This window comes from Streptomyces phaeolivaceus (assembly GCF_009184865.1).
Lineage (GTDB): Bacteria > Actinomycetota > Actinomycetes > Streptomycetales > Streptomycetaceae > Streptomyces > Streptomyces phaeolivaceus.
This window is the reverse complement of the sequence record NZ_CP045096.1, coordinates 1,331,863-1,347,821: the sequence shown is the minus strand read 5'-3', so window position 1 is coordinate 1,347,821 and position 15,959 is coordinate 1,331,863. Positions and strand designations below refer to the sequence as shown.

Annotated in this window: 11 protein-coding genes and 1 rRNA gene; 5 read left to right on the top strand and 7 right to left on the bottom strand. The window is 69.9% G+C overall.

Features of this window, described 5'->3' with window-relative positions:
• Positions 1-11: 11 nt before the first annotated feature.
• The gene (locus tag F9278_RS06445) at positions 12-617 is read left to right on the top strand and encodes a GTP-binding protein (RefSeq protein ID WP_152167402.1); all 606 of its coding nucleotides are present in this window, start codon (positions 12-14) and stop codon (positions 615-617) included.
• A 120-nt stretch (positions 618-737) separates the two neighbouring features.
• Here F9278_RS06445 and glpK read toward each other — a convergent pair whose 3' ends face one another.
• From glpK to F9278_RS06425, 4 genes are all read right to left on the bottom strand, one after another.
• Entirely contained in the window at positions 738-2,258 is a 1,521-nt protein-coding gene (gene glpK, locus F9278_RS06440; RefSeq protein WP_152167401.1) for a glycerol kinase GlpK, read from the bottom strand.
• A 31-nt stretch (positions 2,259-2,289) separates the two neighbouring features.
• Complete coding sequence (locus tag F9278_RS06435) at positions 2,290-3,075, bottom strand: MIP/aquaporin family protein (protein WP_152167400.1); 786 nt, start codon at positions 3,073-3,075, stop codon at positions 2,290-2,292.
• 514 nt (positions 3,076-3,589) lie between these two features.
• Positions 3,590-4,780, bottom strand: a complete 1,191-nt coding sequence (locus F9278_RS06430) for a lipid-transfer protein (protein ID WP_152167399.1) — start codon at positions 4,778-4,780, stop codon at positions 3,590-3,592.
• Positions 4,777-5,202: a Zn-ribbon domain-containing OB-fold protein gene (locus F9278_RS06425; RefSeq protein ID WP_152173727.1), complete on the bottom strand. Its 426-nt coding sequence runs from the start codon at positions 5,200-5,202 to the stop codon at positions 4,777-4,779. Before F9278_RS06425 ends, F9278_RS06430 begins: the two co-directional genes overlap by 4 nt.
• Positions 5,203-5,462: 260 nt before the next feature.
• Here F9278_RS06425 and F9278_RS06420 point away from each other — a divergent pair, with 260 nt between their 5' ends.
• Positions 5,463-5,999 carry an NUDIX domain-containing protein gene (locus tag F9278_RS06420; protein ID WP_152167398.1) on the top strand — a complete coding sequence of 179 codons (537 nt, stop codon included), beginning with the start codon at positions 5,463-5,465 and terminating at the stop codon, positions 5,997-5,999.
• Between the two features lie 30 nt (positions 6,000-6,029).
• Here F9278_RS06420 and F9278_RS06415 read toward each other — a convergent pair whose 3' ends face one another.
• Entirely contained in the window at positions 6,030-8,393 is a 2,364-nt protein-coding gene (locus F9278_RS06415) for a glycoside hydrolase family 31 protein (protein ID WP_152167397.1), read from the bottom strand.
• Positions 8,394-8,604: 211 nt separating this feature from the next.
• Here F9278_RS06415 and F9278_RS06410 point away from each other — a divergent pair, with 211 nt between their 5' ends.
• Positions 8,605-10,572, top strand: coding sequence for an acetoacetate--CoA ligase (locus tag F9278_RS06410; protein ID WP_152167396.1), 1,968 nt, complete (start codon positions 8,605-8,607; stop codon positions 10,570-10,572).
• Between the two features lie 104 nt (positions 10,573-10,676).
• Positions 10,677-11,585 carry a hypothetical protein gene (locus F9278_RS06405; RefSeq protein WP_152167395.1) on the top strand — a complete coding sequence of 303 codons (909 nt, stop codon included), beginning with the start codon at positions 10,677-10,679 and terminating at the stop codon, positions 11,583-11,585.
• A 77-nt stretch (positions 11,586-11,662) separates the two neighbouring features.
• Here the strand turns inward: F9278_RS06405 and ptsP are convergent, their stop codons facing one another.
• Positions 11,663-13,333 carry a phosphoenolpyruvate--protein phosphotransferase gene (gene ptsP, locus F9278_RS06400; protein WP_152167394.1) on the bottom strand — a complete coding sequence of 557 codons (1,671 nt, stop codon included), beginning with the start codon at positions 13,331-13,333 and terminating at the stop codon, positions 11,663-11,665.
• A 78-nt stretch (positions 13,334-13,411) separates the two neighbouring features.
• Entirely contained in the window at positions 13,412-13,861 is a 450-nt protein-coding gene (locus F9278_RS06395; protein WP_152167393.1) for a PTS sugar transporter subunit IIA, read from the bottom strand.
• A gap of 559 nt (positions 13,862-14,420) precedes the next feature.
• On the opposite strand from F9278_RS06395, the gene F9278_RS06385 reads away from it, so the two are divergent.
• Positions 14,421-15,946, top strand: a 16S ribosomal RNA gene (locus tag F9278_RS06385).
• Positions 15,947-15,959: the final 13 nt, after the last annotated feature.

Here is a 15,959-nt window from a genome sequence, read left to right as displayed (position 1 = left end):
GAGAAAGACCGATGATCCTCGGGCGCTCTGAGCGCGGCACACCTCCGGTCGAGCCCGTCACGCTCAAGATCCTCGTGGCCGGTGGTTTCGGTGTGGGCAAGACGACCTGCGTCGGCGCGGTCAGCGAGATCAAGCCACTGCGCACCGAGGAGGTGCTCACCGAGGCCGGCCGCCCGGTCGACGACACCAGCGGTGTGGAGAACAAGACGACCACCACCGTCGCCATGGACTTCGGGCGCATCACGCTCCGCGAGGACCTGGTCCTGTACCTGTTCGGCACCCCCGGCCAGGACCGCTTCTGGTTCCTCTGGGACGAGCTGGCCTCCGGCGCGCTCGGCGCGGTGGTGCTCGTCGACACCCGTCGGCTGGAGGACTGCTTCGCCGCCGTCGACTACTTCGAGCGGCGCTCCATACCCTTCGTGATCGGCGTCAACTGCTTCGACGACGCCGCCCGCTACCCGGCCGAGACCGTACGGCAGGCCCTCGACCTCGACCCCGAGGTGCCGATCGTGCTGTGCGACGCCCGCCGCCGGGACTCGGTCAAGGACGTCCTGGTCTCCGTCGTCCGGCACGCGATGGCCCAGGCGACCGACAACCGCCAGCCCGCCGCCACCTGAGCACGGCCCGTACCCCCGCCGACAGGGGTACGGGCCGTGGCTTCCCCGGCACACACACGCGCGCGCGTGGACCTCGGTCCGGGCGAACGCCACGCACGCGCGCGCGTGGGCCACGCCTTCTCAGCTCGCGTCGTCCTCGTGCCAGCCGAGGCTCTTCTCCACCGCCTTGCGCCAGTTGTGGTACTCGCGGTCCCGCACGGACGCCTCCATGGACGGCGTCCACGAGACGTCCTCGCGCCAGTGCGACTTCAGCTCGTCCAGGTCGTTCCACACCCCGGTGGCCAGCCCGGCCGCGTACGCGGCACCCAGACACGTCGTCTCCGAGACCCGCGGCCGGATCACCGGCACGCCCAGGACGTCCGCCTGATGCTGCATCAGCAGATTGTTCTTGGTCATGCCCCCGTCGACCTTGAGGGTCGTGATGTGCACCCCGGAGTCCTGGAACATGGCGTCCACGACCTCCCGCGTCTGCCAGCTCGTCGCCTCCAGCACCGCACGCGCGAGATGCGCCTTGGTGACGTACCTGGTCAGCCCGGTGACCACCCCGCGCGCGTCCGACCGCCAGTAGGGCGCGAACAGCCCCGAGAACGCCGGCACGATGTACGCCCCGCCGTTGTCGTCGACGCTCGCCGCCAGTGACTCGATCTCGTCGGCGGTACGGATGATGCCGAGCTGGTCGCGGAACCACTGCACCAGGGCGCCCGTGATCGCGATCGACCCCTCCAGGCAGTACACCGGCGCCTCGCCGCCGATCTTGTACCCCATGGTTGTCAGCAGCCCGCTCTTCGACGGCACGGGCCGGTTCCCGGTGTTGAGCAGCAGGAAACTGCCGGTGCCGTACGTGTTCTTCGCGGTGCCCACGTCGTAACAGGCCTGCCCGAACACCGCCGCCTGCTGATCGCCGAGCGCCGACGCGACGGGTACGCCGGCCAGGGGGCCCACGGCGGTGCCGTACACCTCGGCGGAGGACCTGATCTCCGGCAGGACGGCCTCCGGGACGTTCATCGCCGAGAGGATCGAGGTGTCCCACTGGAGGGTCTCCAGGTTCATCAGCATGGTGCGCCCGGCGTTGGTGACGTCGGTGACGTGCCGTCCGCCGTCCGTGCCGCCGGTGAGGTTCCAGATCAGCCAGGAGTCGATCGTGCCGAACGCGATCTCGCCGCGCTCGGCGCGGACCCTCAGCCCCGGCACGTTGTCGAGCAGCCAGGCGGCCTTCGGACCGGAGAAGTAGCTGGCCAGCGGCAGCCCGGTCTGCTCACGGAAGCGATCCTGCCCGTCCGTGCCGCCCAGTTCGTTGCAGAGCGCCGAGGTACGGGTGTCCTGCCAGACGATCGCGTTGTGGACGGGCTTGCCCGTGGCGCGGTCCCACAGGACCGTCGTCTCACGCTGGTTGGTGATGCCGAGCGCGCTGATCTGGTCCGCGCGCAGCCCCGCCCTGGCGATCGCCCCGGCGACCACCGCCTGCACCTTCGACCAGATCTCGGTGGCGTCGTGCTCCACCCAGCCAGGCTTGGGGAAGATCTGGCGGTGCTCACGCTGGTCCACGGCGACGATGGCTCCGCCGTGGTCGAAGATGATGCAACGGCTCGAAGTGGTGCCCTGATCGATGGCGGCGACGTACTTCTGGGCGTTGTCCGGCATGACATCCCCTCACGTCTTTACATCGGTGGCGTCAGAAGGCCGCGTGGTAGACGAGGCCCGCGAGGGCACCGCCGACCAGGGGGCCGACGACCGGGATCCAGGCGTAACCCCAGTCGGAGGTGCCCTTGTTCGGGATCGGCAGGAAGGTGTGCACGATGCGCGGGCCGAGGTCACGGGCCGGGTTGATGGCGTAGCCGGTGGGCCCGCCGAGGGAGAGCCCGATGCCGACGACCAGGAAGGACACCAGCAGCACCGAGATGCCCGAGCCGTAGATCCCGGCCTCCTCACCGGGGATCTGGCCGATGCCGATGCCCGTGTTCCGGCCGAGGGCGAGGATCGGCAGGACCAGCGCGATCGTCGCGATGATCTCCGTGATCAGGTTGGCGGCCGGGTTCCGGATCTCCGGGATGGTGGAGAAGATCCCGAGGGTCGGCGTCGGCTCGTCCGCCGTGCCCTCCCCTGTCCCCTCCTCGCGGACGTTCGCCCGGAACTGCGCGAGATAGACGAGATAGGCGAGGACCGCCCCCAGCATCGCGCCGACCAGCTGCCCGAGCAGATACACCCAGACCTTGTCCCAGGTCTCCGTGTCGACCGCGATCCCTATCGTCACCGCCGGGTTGAGATGCCCGCCCGACAGGGGAGCGGCGGTGTAGGCGCCCGCCAGCACGGCGAAGCCCCAGCCGAACGCGATGACGATCCAGCCCGACGCCCTCGCCTTCGAGAACCTGAGAGTGACCGCGGCGCACACACCGGCGCCGAAGAGAATCAGGATCGCCGTACCGATGACCTCACCGACGAATATGTCTCCGTTGCTCATGGCGGCTCCTTGGCCCGGCCCGGAGTGATCGACCCCGGCCCTTCCGTGCAGGGTGCGTTCCCCTGGCTGCTTCAGCCGAAGGCGGGGAGGGTCCCGCGCCCCGCCCGGCGTCCGTGACGAGCGTGCCGTCGCGGCCGAATCGCCCATGGGGTACGGCTTGTTGCCCAGGCCGAGTGCCCGAGCGGCGCGGTGCACAAAGACGCCCGAATCCGGCGATGCCGACCGACACCGGAAGTGTTCACCGGCACCCAGGGGGCGTCAAGGACAAGGACGGCAACGGTTGGAGGCGACTACGGGGCGCACCCACCGGCGCGGACCCCACCGGCCCCGGCGGGCGCCGAACCGACCCCGGTGCGCACCGAACCGCACGAAGGCCGGCCGCGCGCCGCCCAGTTGCTCGCGTCGTGGCCGTCGTGCCGCTGGGCTCATCCTCGGCGCCGCCCGGGACCCGTCGGTCACGAGCTGTTCACGCGGCATTCCCGGCCGCTCACGGCGCGTGCGCCCATCTCACCCGTCACCGAACGGCGACCACCGCCGACCCGTGCCCGAACAGGCCCTGGTTGGCGCTGATCCCCACCCGCGCGCCCTCGATCTGCCGATCGCCCGCCTCGCCCCGCAACTGCCACACCAACTCGCACACCTGGGCGATCGCCTGCGCCGGAACGGCCTCGCCGAACGAGGCCAGCCCTCCGCTGGCGTTCACCGGTATGCGCCCGCCGGGCGCCGTCCCACCGTCCCGCAGCAGCTTTGCCGCCCCGCCCTCGCCGCACAGCCCCAGATCCTCGTACCACTGCAACTCCAGCGCCGTGGACAGGTCGTAGACCTCGGCGAACGAGAGATCCTCGGGCCCGACACCCGCCTCCTCGTACGCCGCCCGCGCGATCGACGCCCGGAACGTCTCCTCCGGCGGTGCCACCGCGACCGCCGAGTCCGTGGCGATGTCCGGCAGATCCAGCACGGTGTTGGGATAGCGGGGCGTCACGGTGGACACCGCCCGTATCCGCACCGGCTCCGCCACCCCGTGCCGCCGCGCGAACTCCATGCTGGACAGCACCAGGGCCGCACCCCCGTCCGAGGTCGCACAGATGTCCAGCAGCCGCAGCGGATCGGCGACCACCGCGGAGGCCGCGACCTCCTCGGCGGTGACCCGCTTGCGATAGCGCGCGTACGGATTGAGCGCCCCCAGCGCGGAGTTCTTCACCTTGACCCGCGCGAAGTCCTCCGGTGTGTCCCCGTGCATCGCCATCCGCCGCCGCGCGTACAGCCCGAAGTACGTCGGATTGGTGGCCCCGAGGATCCGGAACCGCAGCCAGTCGGGGTCGTCCGCCCGATCCCCTCCGGCCGGCCGGAAGAACCCCTTCGGAGCCGAGTCCGCGCCCACGACGAGCACCACGTCCGCGAGGCCCGCGAGGATCTGGGCCCGCGCGGTGCCCACCGCCTGCGCCCCGGACGCGCAGGCCGCGTACACACTCGTGACCCGGGCCCCCTGCCAGCCCAGCGCCTTGGCGAAGGTCGCCCCCGCCACATAGCCCGGATAGCCGCCACGCACCGTGTCCGCCCCGACGACCGAGCCGACGTCCCGCCAGTCGACCCCCGCGTCGTCCAGGGCCGCACGCGCCGCCGCCGTCCCGTACTCGACGAAACTCCTTCCCCACTTGCCCCACGGGTGCATGCCCGTACCCAACACCGCCACCTCGCCCGTCATGCCCCCACCCCCGTCGGCCGCCAGTGCCAGGTCGTCCAGGTCGTCTCCGCGTCCTCGTTCAGGACACCCGGGACGACCTCCACCTCCATGCCCACCGTCAGATCGGCGACGGTCACCCCGGGAACCGCCTGTCCGAGCACCACGAGGCGTTCTTCGGCCAGTTCCACAGCGATCAACGCGTACGGCTCCCACGGAAGTTCCGGATCGGACACGTAGGGTGACGGAGGCCGGTACCGGCCATCCGTGTAGGACCACACGCGACCCCGCCGCGACAGCGGGACCTCGCGCAGATCACCGCCCGGACAGCCCGGATTGCGGCAGAGGACGTCCTCACGGGGGAAGAACACCGAGGCGCACGCCGAACAGCGCGTACCCAGCAGCCGGAAACCCTCGCCCTCCCCGGTGAACCAGCCGGTGACCACAGGTGTGCGACTTCGCGACAAAATCCCTCCCCGGCGAGCGGATCTGATGGACCGTCAGGAGTCTGGCACGGGCATCCGCAAATGGGCAGGCCCTCCGGAGAACCAACGAGCCCCGACCGGCGTCGGAGTATCGGGAGGGTCGGCCGGGGCCCACGGGGGTGGTTCCGGCCGACCTTCACCCATATCCGCGGACTCCCCGGCGTGGCGCATTGCGCCGCCCCGGTAAGACGACCAGCAGATGATCGGATACAGTCCGCCGCGTGTCCGCGAACCAACACCCACCCGCCAACTCCGCACGCGACTCGCACTGTTCGAGCTGCGGAGCGCCCTACGGAGAGGGCGTTTCCGGCTGGCCCCGCACCTGTGAGGCCTGCCGCACAGTGGCCTACCGCAATCCGCTCCCCGTCGCGGTGGCCCTCCAGCCCGTGTACGACACCAAGGGCACCGCCCTTGTCGTGATCACACGGACCATCGCCCCCGCGCGCGGGGGCACCGCCCTGCCCGGCGGCTTCATCGACCACCGGGAGGACTGGCGGCACGCCGTCGCCCGTGAACTCAAGGAGGAGACGGGTATCTGCGTGGCCGACCGCGAGGTGCGCCTCGCCGACGCCATGAGCTCACCCGACGGTCATCTGCTGCTGTTCGGGCTCCTCCCGGAGCGCCCGGCCGCCACGCTGCCGGAGCCCGTCGCCACCGACGAGACGGAGGGCTGGCATCTGCTGCGCAGACCCACCGAACTCGCCTTCCCCCTGCACACCCTGGCCGTCCAGGCCTTCTTCGACGGCCGCTACATCTGAGCCGAGAACCACCGCCGAGCCGCACCCGGCTCATTCCCGGTCGAGCCCGCGTACCCGCACGGGATACGCAGGCTCGACCGGACCCACCTCCCCGTCCCGCTCCACGACCACCCGCGGCCCCTCCCGGCGCGCCGTGTACCGCTCGACCTCCGGCTCGTCCCAGCCGTCGCCCGCGTCCGGCACCACGAGCCCGCCCCCCGTCCGTCCGGGCGCGGGTGCCCACACCTCCAGCTCCAGGCCGCCGTCAGCGCCCCGGACCGGCAGCACGGCACCCGCGCGCGCGAGCACCGGGATCCGCGACAGCGGCGCGTCCAGCACCTGCCCCGGCCCCTCGTACGCCTGTCCGGTCACCGTGTCGTACCAGCGCCCGCGCGGCAGCTGCACCGCACGCCGGTCCGCCCCGGGATCCAGCACCGGCGCCACCAGCAGACAGTCACCCAGCAGGAACGCGTCCTCGCAGTCGCGCAGCGTCCGGTCCTCGGGCGCGCCCCACCACAACGGGCGCACATAAGGCGCCCCCGTACGGCGCGCCAGATGAGCCAGTGTCACGAAGTACGGCAGCAGCCGCCGCCGCTCGACGAGCGCCACGCGCGCGTGCCCGACGGTCTCCTCCCCGAACTCCCACGGCTCCCGGCGCCCCGCCCGCAGACTCGCGTGCGTACGGAACAGCGGCAGATACGCGCCGAGCTGGAACCACCGCAGATACAGCTCGGGCGAAGGACTCCCGTCGAACCCGCCCACGTCCGGACCCGAGTACGGCACCCCGCACAGCCCCAGCCCCAGCACCAGCGAGAGCGACGCCCGCAGCCCCGGCCAGCCCGTCGCCACGTCCCCGGACCACGTGCCCCCGTAGCGCTGCATGCCGGCCCACCCGGAGCGGGAGAAGACGAACGGCCGCTCCTGGGGCACCAGCTCGCGCAGCCCCTCGTACCCCGCGCGGGCCATGCACAGCGCGTACACGTTGTGCGCCTCGCGATGGTCACCGCCCCGGCCCTCCAGATCGTGCCGTACCGACCGGGGCAGGGTGTTCTCGCCGAACGCCGTGAACGACGTCGGCTCGTTCATGTCGTGCCAGAACCCGGAGAAGCCCTGCGCCAGCCGCTCCTCGTAGAGACCGCCCCACCACGCACGCGTACGCGCACGCGTGAAGTCCGGGAAGACCGACTCCCCGGGCCACACGAGGCCCTGCGCGACCTGCCCGGCGGCGTCCCGCACGAACGCGTCCTCGGCCGTCCCGCCGTCGTACACCGCGTCGCCCGGCTCCGCCTTGACCGCCGCGTCCACGATCGACACCAGCCGGATGCCGTCCCGCCGCAACTCGTCGGCGAGATCCGGCAGCTTCGGGAAGTTCTCCGTGTCCACCGTGAACACCCGATGGGCGTCGTAGTGGTCGATGTCCAGGTGCACCGCGTCGAGCGGCAGACCGTGCTCCCGATAGCCCGCGACGATCCGCCGCACCTCCCGCTCGCTCCCGAAGCCCCAGCGCGCGTGATGGTGCCCCAACGCCCACGCGGGCGGCAGCGCCGGAGCCCCCGTCAGAGCGGCCCAGGCGTGCAGCACGCGCGCGGGGGTGCCCACGATCACCCAGCAGCGCAGCGGCCCGCCGTCCATCCGCACCTCGGACGTCCCCGCCCGGTCGTGCCCCGACCCGGCCCCCTCCTCGCCCTCCCGCAACGTCACCGTGCCGTCCCACGTGGTGTCGTGGAACACCAGATGCGTGGCCGCGTCGGCCACCACCATCTGCACCGGCATCGTGATGTACAGCGGATCGTCACCGGGCGCGAACGTGTGACCGGGGTCCGTGTTCCACAGCCGATACGTTCCGCCACGCAGCCGGGGCCCCGCCGCCCGGCCACCCAGACCGAAGAACCGCGCGTCGGCCGCCACCTCGGAACGCTGCACCCACCGCGCCTCGCCCCCGCCCACCGGCTCCCACCACCGGGGCGGCAGATCACGCCGCAGCGTCACCCCACCGGGCGTACGCACCTCCACGGCCCCGTGCCGCGACACCACGACCGTCACCCGCTCGGACACGACCCGCCAGCCGCCGTCCTTGTCCGGCTCCAGAACGGCCCGCGGATCCGGCTCCGGACACCGGCCCGCGAGCGCGTACGACGGCTCCGGCCCCGCCCCGTCCCAGCCCCAGAACACCGCCCCGTTCACATCGACGGTGATCCGCAGCGCCGACCGCCCGAACCGCACGATCCCCCCGCCGGGCCCCGACTGCACATCCACCACCGGCCCCGGCACCCGGGCCCGCTCGGCGCCCCGCGCCGGCAACCCGACGGCGTCGGCACGCCTCCTGCGCCATGCGGCCCGTACGGTGCGCAGCCCCTGAGCCGCCCCCGCGGAACCGAACATTTTCACCGAACGCACCAGGTCACGACCGTCCATGCCGCTCACCCTGCCACCGACCCGGCCAATCGTGTGAGCCGTTCAACTTCCGTTCACCCGTGGTGATGGCACATCTTCATCCGCCCGTCCATCTGCGGCTCACCCTGGTGCGGAAGTCGATCACATGGCATCGTCCGTGGCAGCCGCACGCGCACACCCCTGCCCGTGCGCGCCCGACGCTCACCACGCGCACAGTCCCGGGAGCCGCCCCATGACCCCAGCGAACCCCTCGCCGCTCTGGCAGCCCGACGCGGAACGCGTCGCACGGGCCCGGATCACCGCGTTCCAGTCCTGGGCGGCCGAACACCACGGAGCCCCCGCCGACGGCGGATACCCGGCCCTGCACCGCTGGTCCGTCGACGAACTCGAGACGTTCTGGAAAGCCGTCACCGAGTGGTTCGACGTACGGTTCTCCACCCCCTACGCGCGCGTGCTCGGCGACCGCGCCATGCCCGGCGCCGAGTGGTTCCCCGGCGCCACCCTCAACTACGCCGAACACGCCCTGCGTGCCGCCGACGCCCGCGCCGACGAACCCGCCCTGCTGCACGTCGACGAGACCCACGAACCCCGCCCCGTGACCTGGTCCGAGCTGCGCCGGCAGGTCGGCTCCCTCGCCGCCGAACTGCGCGCCCTCGGCGTACGCCCCGGAGACCGCGTCAGCGGCTATCTGCCCAACATCCCCGAGGCCGTCGCCGCCCTCCTCGCCACGGCCGCCGTCGGCGGCGTCTGGACCTCCTGTGCCCCGGACTTCGGCGCCCGCAGCGTCCTCGACCGCTTCCAACAGGTCGAACCCGTCGTCCTGTTCACCGTCGACGGCTACCGCTACGGCGGCAAGGAACACGACCGCCGCGACATCGTCGCCGAACTCCGCCGCGAACTGCCCACCCTGCGCGCCGTCGTCCACATCCCCGTCCTCGGCACCGAGGCCCCCGAGGGCGCCCTGGAATGGTCGGCCCTGACCTCCGCGGACATCACCCCGACCTTCGAACAGGTCCCCTTCGCCCACCCGCTGTGGGTGCTCTACTCCTCCGGCACCACCGGCCTCCCCAAGGCCATCGTCCAGTCCCAGGGCGGCATCCTGGTCGAACACCTCAAACAGCTCGGCCTGCACTGCGACCTCGGCCCCGAGGACCGTTTCTTCTGGTACACCTCCACCGGCTGGATGATGTGGAACTTCCTCGTCTCCGGCCTCCTCACCGGCACCACCGTCGTCCTGTACGACGGCAGCCCCGGGTATCCCGACACCGGCGCCCAGTGGAGCGTCGCCGAACGTACCGGCGCCACCCTCTTCGGCACCTCCGCCGCCTACGTCATGGCCTGCCGCAAGGCCGACATCCACCCGGGCCGCGACTACGACCTCTCCCGCGTCCAGTGCGTCGGCACCACCGGCTCACCGCTCCCGCCCGACGGCTTCCGCTGGCTCCACGACGAGGTCCGCGAGGACCTGTGGATCGCCTCCGTCAGCGGCGGCACCGACGTCTGCTCCTGCTTCGCCGGAGCCGTCCCCACCCTCCCCGTCCACATCGGCGAACTCCAGGCACCCGGCCTCGGCACCGACCTCCAGTCCTGGGACCCCAGCGGCAAACCCCTCACCGACGAGGTCGGCGAACTCGTCGTCACCAACCCCATGCCGTCCATGCCGATCCGCTTCTGGAACGACCCCGACGGCACCCGCTACCACGACAGCTACTTCGACACCTACCCCGGCGTCTGGCGCCACGGCGACTGGATCACCCTCACCTCCCACGGCTCCGTCGTGATCCACGGCCGCTCCGACTCCACGCTCAACCGCCAGGGCGTCCGCATGGGCTCGGCCGACATCTACGAAGCCGTCGAACGCCTCCCCGAGATCAAGGAGTCCCTCGTCATCGGCATCGAACAGCCCGACGGCGGCTACTGGATGCCCCTCTTCGTCCAACTCGCCCCGGGCGCCACCCTCGACGAAGCCCTCCACGACCGCATCAAGCGCACCATCCGCGAACACCTCTCCCCGCGCCACGTCCCCGACGAGGTCATCGAGGTCCCCGGCGTCCCCCACACCCTCACCGGCAAACGCATCGAGGTCCCCGTCAAACGACTCCTCCAGGGCACCCCCCTGGAAAAGGCGGTCAACCCCGGCTCCATCGACAACCTCGACCTCCTGCGTTTCTACGAGGCCCTGGCCCGCGAGCGCGCCTGATCACCCTCGGCCGAGGGGCGACAGGAGGCGGTCGAGGAGCGTTGTCAGTGGCCACGATTACTGTGAGTGAGCATTGATCGACCGCTCGCACACAGGGGGAAGCCATGACACACACCAGCCACCAGAGCATGCGACGCGTCCTGCGCCGCGAGATCGCCGGCACCATCGGCCTGCTCGCCGACGCACACGACTTCACCGCGATGCGGCGCTACCGCAGCTTCACCTTCGACGACCACACGACCTATCTCCACCAGATGGAAGCCCTGCTCAGGACACTCGCCGCGCAGGGCAACCACACCACGGTCGCCCTCTTCGACCCCGAGGAGTACGCCGAGTTCTGCGCCGACACCGGCCTCGAACCCGACACACCGACCAGCCGCACCCGCTTCACCGCCGAACTGGCCGCGACAGGCGCCGCCGTCCCCTACGAGGGCCAGCCCCTCGCCGAGCTCGTCCCCGACCTGATCGACGAAGCCGTCCGCCTCGCCACCTGGGAGTACGCCACCACCCTCCTCGCCCGGATCGGCGAGTGCGCCTCCTGCGGCGAGGACATCGGACGCGCCGCGTTCTCCCGCGCCATGCACCTCCTCAAGCGCGTCCTCGACACCGCCGGCCCCGGCGAACGCCACCTCGTCTGCAGCGTCTCGGCCCAACCCCAGGCACTGGCCGCCGCCCTCCGCGCCGACGAGGACGACGAAGGAGCCACCCGACTCGACGAGTCCGAAGCCCTGGAATTCGCCACGGTCCTGGCCGTCGGCCTCGCCACCCGCTGCCCCGGCGGACTCGTCATGCGCACCACCGCCCCGGACACGACCGACCGCGTCTACGGCTGGCGTCTGCGCGGCGACGGCCTCGAACCCCTCACCGCGGGCGAGGTCTTCGACGCCTACTGCACCGACATGGAATCCGGCGACCTCGTCTCCCCCGAGTCCGGCGTCGACTACAGCACCCCACCCGACCTCGGGGACGACCACGGCGGAGGAGGCCCCGCCACGGACGGACACACCCACTGAACGGGCGAGGGGCGCCCCACCCACAGGTGGAGCGCCCCTCGACACCGACCGGTCGGCAGACCGACCGTCCTCCGTGACTACTCGCCCGACAGCACAGCCTGAGCGGCGGCGCGCGCCTCCTCGGCCGTGTCCGCCGCACGCGCCGCCGCCGCGGCACGCTCGCACTGCGCCAGCGTGTACTTCGCCAACGTCCCCCGCACATACGGAATCGACGCCGCACCCATGGACAAGGAGGTGACACCCAGACCGGTCAGCACACACGCGAGCAGCGGGTCCGACGCGGCCTCACCGCAGACCCCACAGCTCTTGCCCTCGGCCTTCGCCGCCTCCGCGGACAGCGCGACCAGGTCGAGCAGCGCGGGCTGCCACGGGTCCTGCAGCCGAGACACCGCACCCACCTGTCGGTCGGCCGCGAAGGTGTACTGCGCGAGGTCGTTGGTCCCCAGCGACAGGAACTCGACCTCCTGCAGAATCGACCGCGCGCGCAGCGCCGCCGACGGAATCTCCACCATGGCACCGAACTTGGCCCGCAGCCCCGCTTCACGACACGCGTCGGCGAACGCCTTGGCGTCCGTGCGGTCCGCGACCATCGGCGCCATGACCTCGAGGTAGACCGGCAGCCCCTCGGCGGCCTTGGCGAGCGCGGTCAGCTGCGTCCGCAGCACGTCGGGGTGGTCGAGCAGCGTTCGCAGCCCGCGCACACCGAGCGCCGGGTTCGGCTCGTCGGCCGGGGTCAGGAACTCCAGAGGCTTGTCGGCGCCCGCGTCGAGCACCCGCACGACCACACGCCCCTCGGGGAAGGCCTCCAGCACCTGCCGGTACGCCTCGATCTGCTTCTCCTCGGACGGCGCCGTCTTGCTGTCGTCCAGGAAGAGGAACTCGGTACGGAACAGCCCGACACCCTCGGCCCCGGCCTCCACCGCCGCCGGCACATCGGCGGGACCGCCCACATTGGCCAGCAGCGGAACCTTGTGCCCGTCGGACGTCGCCCCCGGCCCGCTCGACGCGGCCAGCGCGGCCTTCCGCGCCGCCGCCGCGGCCTCCAGCTCGGCCTTCTTCTCCGTGCTCGGGTTCACGAAGATCTCACCGGTGCTGCCGTCCACGGCGATCACCGTGCCCTCGGCCAGCTCCCCGGCCCCGGGCAGCGCGACCACGGCCGGCACCCCGAGCGCCCGCGCCAGAATCGCGCTGTGACTGGTCGGCCCGCCCTCCTCGGTGACGAAACCGAGCACGAGCGTCGGATCGAGCAGCGCGGTGTCCGCGGGCGCCAGGTCACGCGCGATGAGCACGTACGGCTCGTCGCTGTCCGGCACCCCCGGCATCGGAACCCCGAGCAGCCGGGCGACGATACGATTCCGCACATCGTCGAGGTCGGCCACGCGACCCGCGAGATACTCGCCGGCTCCGGCCAGCAGCGCGCGGTAGGCGGCGAAGGCGTCGTAGACGGCACGTTCCGCCGTACTCCCCACGGCGATACGGCGCTCCACATCCGCCATCAGCTCGGGGTCCTGGGCCATCAGGGCCTGGGCCTCCAGCACCGCCTGGGCCTCGCCCCCGGCCAGGTTGCCGCGCGCGATCAGATCGGCGGCCACCGCGTCCACCGCCTTACGTGCGCGTCCCTGCTCGCGCTCCGCGTCCTCCGCCGGGATCTGCTTGGCAGGCGGCTCCAGCACCGCCGTTCCCATATGCCGAACCTCGCCGACCGCCACACCGTGGCTCACACCGACGCCTCGCAGCGTTGTCTCCATCTCACCTGTCTCCGATAGTGCGGCGGGTCCCGCCGCCGCGGTGGTTGCGGAAGATTGGGGGCCGGCACGGCCCCGACGTCACTGCCAGCCGAAGAGCGTCTCGCCGGCCTTCACTTCGCCGTCCTCGCGAAGTGCGGAGAGGGCATCGGCCGTGGCCTCCAGTGCCACGACGGGGCAGACCGGGGACTTGCCCGAGGCCTCGACGGCGGCGGGGTCCCAGCGAACCACGGCCTGCCCCCGCTGCACGGTGTCTCCCTTGTTGACGAGCAGTTCGAAGCCCTCACCGTTCAGTTGCACGGTGTCGATACCGAGGTGAGTCAGCACCCCGTGTCCCTCGGAGTCGACCACGACGAACGCGTGCGGGTGCAGGGAGATGATGACTCCGTCGATGGGGGCCACAGCCTCGCCCGCCTCACGTACGGGGTCGATCGCGGTGCCGGGGCCGACCATCGCTCCCGAGAAGACGGGGTCCGGTACGGCGGCCAGTCCGATGGCACGTCCGGCAAGCGGGGACGTCACGGTGGTCATGGGAAGCCTCCCAGGTGGAGATCTACAGGGACACCGTCAGTGCTCGTCCCGGACGGCGCGCTGATCAGCAGGGTAGGTCGGTTGAAGTACCCGTTCCGCACGATAGCTCCGCATTAGAGGTCTAGACCACCCCGCTAAGTAATTTGCACGCGCTCCGCGGCCCCATGTAGAGTCGTACTCCTGCCTGGGGGTGACCGACACTCTGTGTCTGCGCCCGGCAGCACCAATCTCGCTCAGATCCTATCTCGGGGTCACCTTCTGCATGTCTGCAGGGTGGTGGTCAGGGGGCCGGAAAAACACTGATAGAGTTTGGAACACCGAAGGGAAGCGCCCGGAGGAAAGCCCAAGAAGATTCTCGGGTGAGTACGAAGGAAGCGTCCGTTCCTTGAGAACTCAACAGCGTGCCAAAAATCAACGCCAGATATGTTGATACCCCGTCTCCAGCTTCTGCTGGGACGAGGTTCCTTTGAAGAAAACACAGCGAGGACGCTGTGAACCATCGGATCATTCCTCCGGTGGTTCCGCTCTCGTGATGTGTGCACCCGATTACGGGTAAACATTCACGGAGAGTTTGATCCTGGCTCAGGACGAACGCTGGCGGCGTGCTTAACACATGCAAGTCGAACGATGAACCACTTCGGTGGGGATTAGTGGCGAACGGGTGAGTAACACGTGGGCAATCTGCCCTTCACTCTGGGACAAGCCCTGGAAACGGGGTCTAATACCGGATAATACTTTCTGCCTCCTGGCAGGGAGTTGAAAGCTCCGGCGGTGAAGGATGAGCCCGCGGCCTATCAGCTTGTTGGTGAGGTAACGGCTCACCAAGGCGACGACGGGTAGCCGGCCTGAGAGGGCGACCGGCCACACTGGGACTGAGACACGGCCCAGACTCCTACGGGAGGCAGCAGTGGGGAATATTGCACAATGGGCGAAAGCCTGATGCAGCGACGCCGCGTGAGGGATGACGGCCTTCGGGTTGTAAACCTCTTTCAGCAGGGAAGAAGCGAAAGTGACGGTACCTGCAGAAGAAGCGCCGGCTAACTACGTGCCAGCAGCCGCGGTAATACGTAGGGCGCGAGCGTTGTCCGGAATTATTGGGCGTAAAGAGCTCGTAGGCGGTCTGTCGCGTCGGATGTGAAAGCCCGGGGCTTAACCCCGGGTCTGCATTCGATACGGGCAGACTAGAGTGTGGTAGGGGAGATCGGAATTCCTGGTGTAGCGGTGAAATGCGCAGATATCAGGAGGAACACCGGTGGCGAAGGCGGATCTCTGGGCCATTACTGACGCTGAGGAGCGAAAGCGTGGGGAGCGAACAGGATTAGATACCCTGGTAGTCCACGCCGTAAACGGTGGGAACTAGGTGTTGGCGACATTCCACGTCGTCGGTGCCGCAGCTAACGCATTAAGTTCCCCGCCTGGGGAGTACGGCCGCAAGGCTAAAACTCAAAGGAATTGACGGGGGCCCGCACAAGCAGCGGAGCATGTGGCTTAATTCGACGCAACGCGAAGAACCTTACCAAGGCTTGACATACACCGGAAACGGCCAGAGATGGTCGCCCCCTTGTGGTCGGTGTACAGGTGGTGCATGGCTGTCGTCAGCTCGTGTCGTGAGATGTTGGGTTAAGTCCCGCAACGAGCGCAACCCTTGTTCTGTGTTGCCAGCATGCCCTTCGGGGTGATGGGGACTCACAGGAGACTGCCGGGGTCAACTCGGAGGAAGGTGGGGACGACGTCAAGTCATCATGCCCCTTATGTCTTGGGCTGCACACGTGCTACAATGGCAGGTACAATGAGCTGCGAAGCCGTGAGGCGGAGCGAATCTCAAAAAGCCTGTCTCAGTTCGGATTGGGGTCTGCAACTCGACCCCATGAAGTCGGAGTTGCTAGTAATCGCAGATCAGCATTGCTGCGGTGAATACGTTCCCGGGCCTTGTACACACCGCCCGTCACGTCACGAAAGTCGGTAACACCCGAAGCCGGTGGCCCAACCCCTTGTGGGAGGGAGCTGTCGAAGGTGGGACTGGCGATTGGGACGAAGTCGTAACAAGGTAGCCGTACCGGAAGGTGCGGCTGGATCACCTCCTTTCTAAGGAGCACTT